The following is a 7,854-nucleotide window of genomic DNA, read 5'->3' as shown; positions in this document are numbered from 1 at the left end:
CGTTGGCTTAGTTTCATAATTGAAACTAAAATTTATTGCTTGTTTGCACGATTTTGTTTGTTTAGTTTTCAAAGAACAATTTCTCTATCGCTCAAGAGCGACTTTATTATCATACCAAGTTATTAACCAGAAGTCAACAACTTTTTTCTTTTGTTTTGCATCGCCTCAGTGACGACTTTTCATATATTACAGCATATTAAAGTATTGGTCAATACTTTTTTTTGAAATTGATTTTTATTATTTTTCAAAAAGAAAAACCGCCTTTTATCAGCGGTTTACGATTTAGATTACCCAATGTTGTATAGCCACTAAAGCACACAGGCCCGGGATTCCTAAAAAGCCTGAAATGGCAGAGGTAGCAAAATTAATCGGCACATGAATGCCATAGCGGTTTCCTGCTGCATTTAAAAAAAATAACAATAACGCTCCAATGACTAACTTGATTGCGGCTTGACCTACAAATCGAGCTGGCTTAAAGGGAGCTCCCGTAAATAATAGGATAATTACTAAGCCGCCTAGGATAGATATTACGATAATTGGTTCCAAAAAAGCTATCCCCCTTCTTAAGTCACTTTGTTTACAACTTATGTACAAGCTGCCAAGAATAGACCTAAAAAAGGAAATAGCATATTTAAGAATTCATTAAATTAACGTTCCGCTGCTTTGCTTCTCTTAAGAGAAAGATATACTTTGCCTCAGCTATTTTCGTTTGACAAATCACTTCGTCTGAAGGATCGAAACTTTTCTCTAACAGCAACTTTTCTTGCTGCCAATGTTCTTTATATCGATTCAACTGCACTAAAAGCTTTTCATTATACTCTTTACGAAGCCGCCCTTTACGCTGAAAAAACATCATTGATTCCTCCGCGTCTTCTTAAAATTCTCTTCGGCCCTCAATCGCTTTGGATAAAGTAACCTCATCTGCATATTCAAGATCCCCGCCGACTGGAAGTCCATGAGCAATTCTCGTTGTTTTAATTCCCGATGGTTTTAACAAACGGGAAATGTACATGGCTGTGGCTTCCCCCTCAATATTAGGGTTTGTCGCTAAGATTACTTCTATTATATTTTCATCTTGAAGACGCTTTAAGAGGCTTGGAATATTGATGTCCTCTGGTCCAATCCCATCCATAGGGGAAATGGCCCCATGAAGGACATGATACAATCCATTGAATTCCTTCATTTTTTCCATCGCAATCACATCTTTAGGATCTTGGACAACACAGATGATACTCTTATCGCGGCGCACGTCTTCACAAATGTAACAAGGGTCTTGATCTGTTATATGACCGCAGACAGAACAATACGTTAAATTTCGTTTGGCATTGACAAGTGCTTTAGCAAAATCAAGCACGGTATCTTCTTTCATACTTAAGACGAAAAAAGCCAGACGACCGGCCGTTTTAGGACCGATACCTGGCAGCTTCATAAAGCTGTCAATCAGCTTTGAAATTGGTTCTGGATAATGCATCTTTTGCTATTCCTCTCCTAAAAAGGAAGGTTCATTCCTTTTGTAAATTGCCCCATTGTACTGTTTGTTAACTCTTCTACCTTTTTAAGAGCATCATTTGTAGCAGCTAAAACAAGGTCTTGAAGCATTTCTATATCATCCGGGTCAACAGCCTCAGGTTTAATAATTACATCGACTACTTCCTTATGTCCTGTAACAATGACAGTCACCATACCACCGCCGGCAGATCCTTCAATCTTTTTTTCACCTAATTCTTCTTGTGCCTCTGCCATTTTCTTTTGCATCTTTTGCATTTGTTTCATCATATTTTGCATATTTCCCATTCCGCCACCACGCATCATTATTCATCTACCTCCAATTAATTAGTTATTAGTTATTAATCAATAATTTCCACAAATTCTTCGCCAAATATTTTTTTCGCCTCGGCAATATGTGGTTCTTCTTCCTTAGGTACTTCACTGGTTTCTCCTTCAGCACCTTCATGGCTATTCAAAAAGCTTTCGCGAATTGGCAGCCACTGGTCTTCCGGGACACCTAAGATTGTAAATCTTTTGCCTGTTAATTTATATAAAGCGGCGATCACTGCATCCAGAAAATCTGTTCGACTCATCGCCATCTGGCAAATCATTTCATGCTTGAATTTTATGATAAAGGCAGTTGCTGATGCGGCGATAGGCTCAGCATCGTTTAATAGGGCAGCTTGTGATTTTAACAGACTTGCCCGCAATTCTGCCCAATTAGACTTAATCAGATTCAAATCGCTTTTTGTTGCCTGCTTTAACACTTCATTTATTTTTCCGACCGCCGGCTGAAATGCCTTTTTCGCAGATCTTTGGGCTGGCTTTTGTGATTGCTGTACTGCCTCTTGAGGAGATGCTGTTACACCATTCGCCTTTAAATGCTCGAGTTCCATTTCCAATTGACCAATTCTTGTTAACAACTGGTCAATTTGAGCAGGCTGCGCCTGTGCCGTCTGCTTTACTTCCATTTGACACAGCTTAACAATCGCCACCTCAAGAAAGATTCTTGGATGATTAGTCCAACGCATTTCTTGTTGTGTTTTATTCAAGAGATCAATCAGTTGATAAATTTGATCTGTTGATATCGTTTCAGCAATGTTTCGAAAATCATCATCCAGCATTACTCTTTCCAGCGATTCCTCAAGGTTTGGTGCTGTTTTATATAGCAGCATGTCACGATAAAACAGGATTAAATCCTCAATAAATCGCATCGGGTCTTTTCCATGGTATAAAAGTTCATCCAACGCAGCTAAGCCGTTTGCGACATCCTTTTCCCGAAATGCCAAAGCAAGTTTATTTAAAAATCCCTGCGAAACCGATCCTGTAACCGTTAATGCATCTTCAATTGCAACATGGTCCTGGCTGTACGATATCGCCTGATCCAATAGACTAAGTGCATCGCGCATCCCGCCATCTGCTGCCCGAGCAATCAATTGAAGGGCACGTTCATCACAATCAATTCCAGATTCCTCGACAATTAACTTCATCCGATTGACGATTGCCCCAGCTGTAATGCGCCTAAAATCAAAGCGTTGACATCTTGAAATAATTGTTAAGGGGATTTTATGAGGTTCTGTTGTAGCTAATATAAAGATGACATGCTTCGGCGGTTCTTCTAGAGTTTTTAGCAAGGCATTAAAGGCGCTAATGGATAGCATATGCACTTCATCAATGATATAGACTTTGTAATTCACAGCTGTGGGCGCAAATCTTACCTTATCCAGGACATCCCGCATTTCCTCCACACGTGAGTTCGAAGCCGCATCAAATTCTAACACATCTGAAATCGTTCCATCGGTTATTCCACGGCAGGCTGCACATTCGTTACAAGGTTCTGAAACAGGTGACCGCTCACAGTTGATCGCTTTTGCTAATATTTTAGCTGCACTTGTTTTCCCTGTTCCTCTTGGGCCGGAAAAAAGATACGCATGTGATATCTTTTGCTGAAGCAGGGCGTTTTGCAATGTCTTGGTTACATGTTCTTGTCCTACTACATCGAGAAATGTTTGAGGCCGCCAAACACGATATAAAGCTTGATATGCCAAAAGACACGCCCCCTTCAAAATTTTCATTCCTTTTTATTATACCTTAACCATTTTGCTTTTTACAAAATGAATCTATGTAATGGACAAAAAAACTCATCCCAAGTCTGAGATGAGTTAATTTATGTAATATAACTGCCGTGCACCTTCCGTCGACTAACGCCCATAAGCGTTACTTAAGCAGTTAGCTCGGCCCAGGCCACCCTGCGGCACATGGGAGCGTCCACTTAATGCTGCTTCCTTCCGGACCTGACATGGTTCATGGATTCCCATTGCGCAGGACCCGGGCGTCAACACCACTTACTTAAGGCAGACCCTACAGGTCGTTAGCCTCGGGAAGGGATTCAGTCCCGCTAGAGCGGATTGCGGGTACAGGGCACCGCTGCCTCCCCACCTAGCACGGCAAAGTTGATACCAAAGTTATGTGCGTCACTATGACGCTTTCTTAGTATACAAATATTTTCGTAAAAAAGCAATCCTTATTCTTTGTCATTTTTTGTAAGTCCATCTGCCTGCATTTTTTTCGCTAACTTTTTCCGTTCTCTTATTTTTCGAAAAAAGTCGGAGAGCAGCTGTCCGCACTCTCTTTCTAATACACCGCTAGTAACTTCGCTTTGATGATTAAATCGGTCATCTTCCAATAGATTCATCAGTGTCCCTGCACAACCGCCCTTAGGGTCCGCTGCACCGTAAACCACCCTTTTCACTCTAGATAGAATAATCGCTCCTGCACACATTGGACACGGTTCCAACGTGACATATAATGTAGAATCCTCAAGACGCCATGTACCTGTCTCTTTGCATGCTTGATCAATCGCTATTAGCTCAGCGTGTGCAACAGCATTTTGTTCACTCTCCCGCAAATTATGAGCCCGAGCGACTATTTCCCCGTTCATGACGATGACCGCACCAATCGGCACCTCATCCAATTCTTCTGCCTTTTTTGCTTCTTTTATCGCTTCTTTCATATAGTACTCATCTAATGTCTGCACACTTGTCATGATCATACCCCTTTATTTTTTCCCATGGTTCCATTATTGCCAAGAAGGAGTCCCCATTTGCTTCAGAGTGAAATTTATAAGCATTATATCATTTATCCGTTTCTCCCCTCATAAAATAATTGCAACGCATATTTGCTTAGGAGGGATTAGGATGCAAATCCATGTGATAAAGAGTAATGAATCCTTAACTACGATTGCAAGAACCTATCATACAACCGTCCAGGACATAGTAGAGGCCAACGATTTACCGAATCCAAATAATCTTGTGATTGGGCAGGCACTTGTCATTCCTATTATTGGCCATTTTTACTTTGTACAACAAGGCGATTCACTCTTCACGATAGCAAGGAAATTCAACATTCCCTACCAAGAGCTGGCCAGCATCAACCGGATTAATCCTAACCAACCGCTTACTATCGGTTTCCGTCTCTATATTCCGCAAGGCAGGAAGAGAAATGCCGAATTTAACGCGTATGTTGAACCGCGCGGCACTACCGTAGCTCCAATCTTAGAATCGAGTGCCCGTGAGGCCGCACCCTATTTAACCTATTTAGCCCCATTCAGTTTTCAAGTCCGCCGTGATGGGACACTGAAAGCACCCTTGCTGAATCAATTTCCCGCCATAGCCAAAGCCAACCGCAATGTATTAATGATGGTTATTAACAATCAAGAGAATGATCAGTTCAGTGACGAACTCGGAAGAATCTTATTGAATAATATAGCCATTCAAGATAAATTTCTGGATAACATTGTTGCAACTGCTAAACAGTATGGATTCCGGGATATTCACTTTGACTTTGAGTTTTTGCGCCCGGCGGATCGCGAGGCTTATAATCGTTTCTTACGAAAGGCAAAACAAAGATTCGCTAAGGAAGGCTGGCTTATGTCTACTGCCCTTGCGCCAAAGACCAGTGCCACGCAAAAGGGAAAATGGTATGAGGGCCATGATTATAAGGCCCATGGGGAAATCGCCGACTTTGTAGTGATTATGACCTATGAGTGGGGATATAGCGGAGGCCCCGCAATGGCTGTCTCTCCCATCGATCAAGTGAGAAGAGTGTTGGAATATGCCGTCACCGAGATCCCCTCGAATAAGATTATGATGGGGCAAAATCTCTATGGCTATGATTGGACACTTCCCTTCGTGCAGGGATCGGTTGCCAAGGCTGTGAGTCCACAGCAGGCCATACAGCTCGCCGCAAGTCACAATGTCCCGATTCAATATGACATCAAGGCGCAGGCACCACATTTTAGATATTCAGAAGCGGGTAAGCAGCATGAGGTTTGGTTTGAGGATGCCCGTTCCATCCAAGCGAAGTTTGACTTAATAAAAGAGTTAAATATTAGGGGCATGAGTTATTGGAAACTCGGTCTTGCCTTCCCGCAAAACTGGCTGTTAATCGTCGATAATTTCAATGTCACCAAGCGCGGGACCTAAATATTTATTCTACAAAAACTGCCGTGATTCGGCAGTTTTTTCATATATTTGACATAAATCATATTTCTTCTAAATATTCCTTATCCCTTCCTGCGTGAGATTATGATAAAATAAATCTTGCGTGTTTTTTGACTAAATATCCAGATTTTCTGGTGAATCATAGAGTGAAGGTAGCTTTCGAAGGAGGACTTGCAATGGGGGATACACCCTTTATTACCGTTGAAGGGCCGATTGGTGTTGGAAAAACATCTCTCGCAAAAGCCATTTCAGCGCAATTTGAATTTGCATTACTTAAAGAGATTGTGGATGAAAATCCTTTCTTAGGAAAATTCTATGAAAATATTGAGGAATGGAGTTTTCAAACCGAAATGTTTTTCCTCTGCAATCGTTTTAAGCAATTAGGGGATATCAATACCCATTTCTTAACTCAAAATCAATCAGTCGTAGCAGATTATCATATTTTCAAAAATTTAATTTTTGCAAAGCGTTCATTAAATGTGGATGAGTATCAAAAATATTATAAAATTTATCAAATTCTAACTGAAGATATGCCGAAGCCTAATGTCATTATTTATTTGAATGCCAGCCTCGATACCCTTCTAAAACGAATCAAAATAAGAGGGCGTGAAGTGGAAAAGAATATCAGCCCCTTATATTTAGAACAGTTATCGCTTGATTATGAAAATACAATGACGATCTTTGAAAAAGAACATCCGGAAATACCGGTTCTTCGCTTTAGCGGAGACGAATTGGATTTTGTCAAAAATGAACAAGATTTAAAGCATATTTTTGAACAATTATCATTAGCATTAAAAAAAAGCAGCTGGACTAAAACATTATAGATCAGGGGGATGTTAGTGAGTATCGTTATTGGTGGTATGATTGGTCTTGGAAAAACAAGTGTGGCAGACACATTGAATGCACACTTTCAAAATAAAGGTATTGAAAGTAAGGTGTTTTATGAAACTGTGGATGATAACCCGATTCTCCCGCTCTATTATGAACTGACACCTGAAGAATTAGATGCCAAAAGGATTCCTTTCCTGCTTCAATTATTCTTTTTGAATAAACGTTTTAAAACCGTTAAAGAATGCGTTAGTTGGAGAGAGCCTATTTATACAATTCAAGACCGTTCCATTTATGAAGATTGGTATTTTGCCTATGTTAATAAATCGTTAGGCAGGATTTCTGATTTGGAATTTAAAATATATGAAGAATTAGTGGAAAACATGTTAGAAGAACTGAATGAACTTCCAAAAAAGGCACCCGATTTAATGGTGTACTTAAAAGGATCATTTGATACAGTGATTGACCGGATTATGGCCCGCGGCCGAAGCTTTGAAATTAACCCTGAATTGAAGGAATATTACTTCGAAGTGTGGAAGGGTTATGATGAGTGGGTGATGAACCAGTACTCTGCAAGCGAGGTATTGGTGATTGATATGGATACAACAGATGTTGTAAAAAGCGCGGAAGACGCCACTAGAGTTTGCCTTGAAGTGGAAGATAAGTTAAAAGAAATTCTAAATATAAGAACAGCACATATTGGATAATCCAATATGTGCTTTTTTGTCTGTATCGGTCATTGGGTTCTATACTATGTGATCTGTTTCTTTGATTACCTTAGCATATCGGTCACGTAGGACTCCTCTACGTTACCCGAACCCTTGAATTATCTTAATTTCGTCACGTAGGGCTGCTCTACATTACCTGAACCCTTGAATTACCTTAGTTTCAGTCACGTAGGATCTGGGCAGAATTCTGAGTCCTATTTCTATGTGGTACAGTTTCTGAACATAAAAAAAGTCCGTTACATATTATGTAACGAACCTTTATCTCCAGTTTTTATGCGCGATTATTAAGTATATGGAGGAGGAAGAGG

The 7,854-nt window shown here is 40.3% G+C and carries 9 protein-coding genes and 1 other RNA gene; 3 read left to right on the top strand and 7 right to left on the bottom strand.

Translation table 11 applies throughout. The features are described 5' to 3' along the window. Positions 1 to 282: 282 nt before the first annotated feature. The 7 genes from V7659_RS02315 to tadA all read right to left on the bottom strand — a co-directional run bounded on the left by V7659_RS02315 (position 283) and on the right by tadA (position 4,534). Positions 283 to 546: a pro-sigmaK processing inhibitor BofA family protein gene (locus V7659_RS02315; RefSeq protein ID WP_335537853.1), complete on the bottom strand. Its 264-nt coding sequence runs from the start codon at positions 544 to 546 to the stop codon at positions 283 to 285. 85 nt (positions 547 to 631) lie between these two features. Beyond that, positions 632 to 853, bottom strand: a complete 222-nt coding sequence (locus V7659_RS02310; protein ID WP_283879395.1) for a YaaL family protein — start codon at positions 851 to 853, stop codon at positions 632 to 634. A 21-nt stretch (positions 854 to 874) separates the two neighbouring features. Further along, entirely contained in the window at positions 875 to 1,471 is a 597-nt protein-coding gene (gene recR / locus V7659_RS02305; protein WP_026565815.1) for a recombination mediator RecR, read from the bottom strand. Between the two features lie 17 nt (positions 1,472 to 1,488). After that, positions 1,489 to 1,809 (bottom strand): YbaB/EbfC family nucleoid-associated protein, encoded by a 321-nt coding sequence (locus V7659_RS02300; RefSeq protein WP_420491324.1) that lies wholly within the window; start codon positions 1,807 to 1,809, stop codon positions 1,489 to 1,491. Positions 1,810 to 1,847: 38 nt separating this feature from the next. Continuing rightward, a complete protein-coding gene (gene dnaX / locus V7659_RS02295; RefSeq protein ID WP_335537850.1) occupies positions 1,848 to 3,536 on the bottom strand; it encodes a DNA polymerase III subunit gamma/tau in 1,689 nt (562 codons plus the stop codon). A gap of 135 nt (positions 3,537 to 3,671) precedes the next feature. Further along, an RNA gene (gene ffs / locus V7659_RS02290) (signal recognition particle sRNA large type) lies at positions 3,672 to 3,936 on the bottom strand. Positions 3,937 to 4,012: 76 nt separating this feature from the next. Next, positions 4,013 to 4,534 (bottom strand): tRNA adenosine(34) deaminase TadA, encoded by a 522-nt coding sequence (tadA, locus tag V7659_RS02285; RefSeq protein WP_335537848.1) that lies wholly within the window; start codon positions 4,532 to 4,534, stop codon positions 4,013 to 4,015. A gap of 151 nt (positions 4,535 to 4,685) precedes the next feature. On the opposite strand from tadA, the gene V7659_RS02280 reads away from it, so the two are divergent. The 3 genes from V7659_RS02280 (at position 4,686) to V7659_RS02270 (ending at position 7,525) form a co-directional block, all read left to right on the top strand. Further along, complete coding sequence (locus V7659_RS02280; protein ID WP_335537847.1) at positions 4,686 to 5,972, top strand: glycoside hydrolase family 18 protein; 1,287 nt, start codon at positions 4,686 to 4,688, stop codon at positions 5,970 to 5,972. A gap of 194 nt (positions 5,973 to 6,166) precedes the next feature. Further along, on the top strand, positions 6,167 to 6,814 hold the full coding sequence (locus tag V7659_RS02275; RefSeq protein WP_335537846.1) for a deoxynucleoside kinase: 648 nt from the start codon (positions 6,167 to 6,169) through the stop codon (positions 6,812 to 6,814). A gap of 15 nt (positions 6,815 to 6,829) precedes the next feature. Next, positions 6,830 to 7,525, top strand: a complete 696-nt coding sequence (locus tag V7659_RS02270) for a deoxynucleoside kinase (RefSeq protein ID WP_420491323.1) — start codon at positions 6,830 to 6,832, stop codon at positions 7,523 to 7,525. The last annotated feature ends 329 nt before the right edge of the window (positions 7,526 to 7,854 follow it).

Origin of the sequence: Neobacillus drentensis (assembly GCF_036966985.1) — a bacterium.
Lineage (GTDB): Bacteria > Bacillota > Bacilli > Bacillales > Cytobacillaceae > Neobacillus > Neobacillus drentensis_E.
The sequence above is the reverse complement of the archived record's forward strand: the minus strand, read 5'-3'. Positions and strand labels throughout refer to the sequence as shown.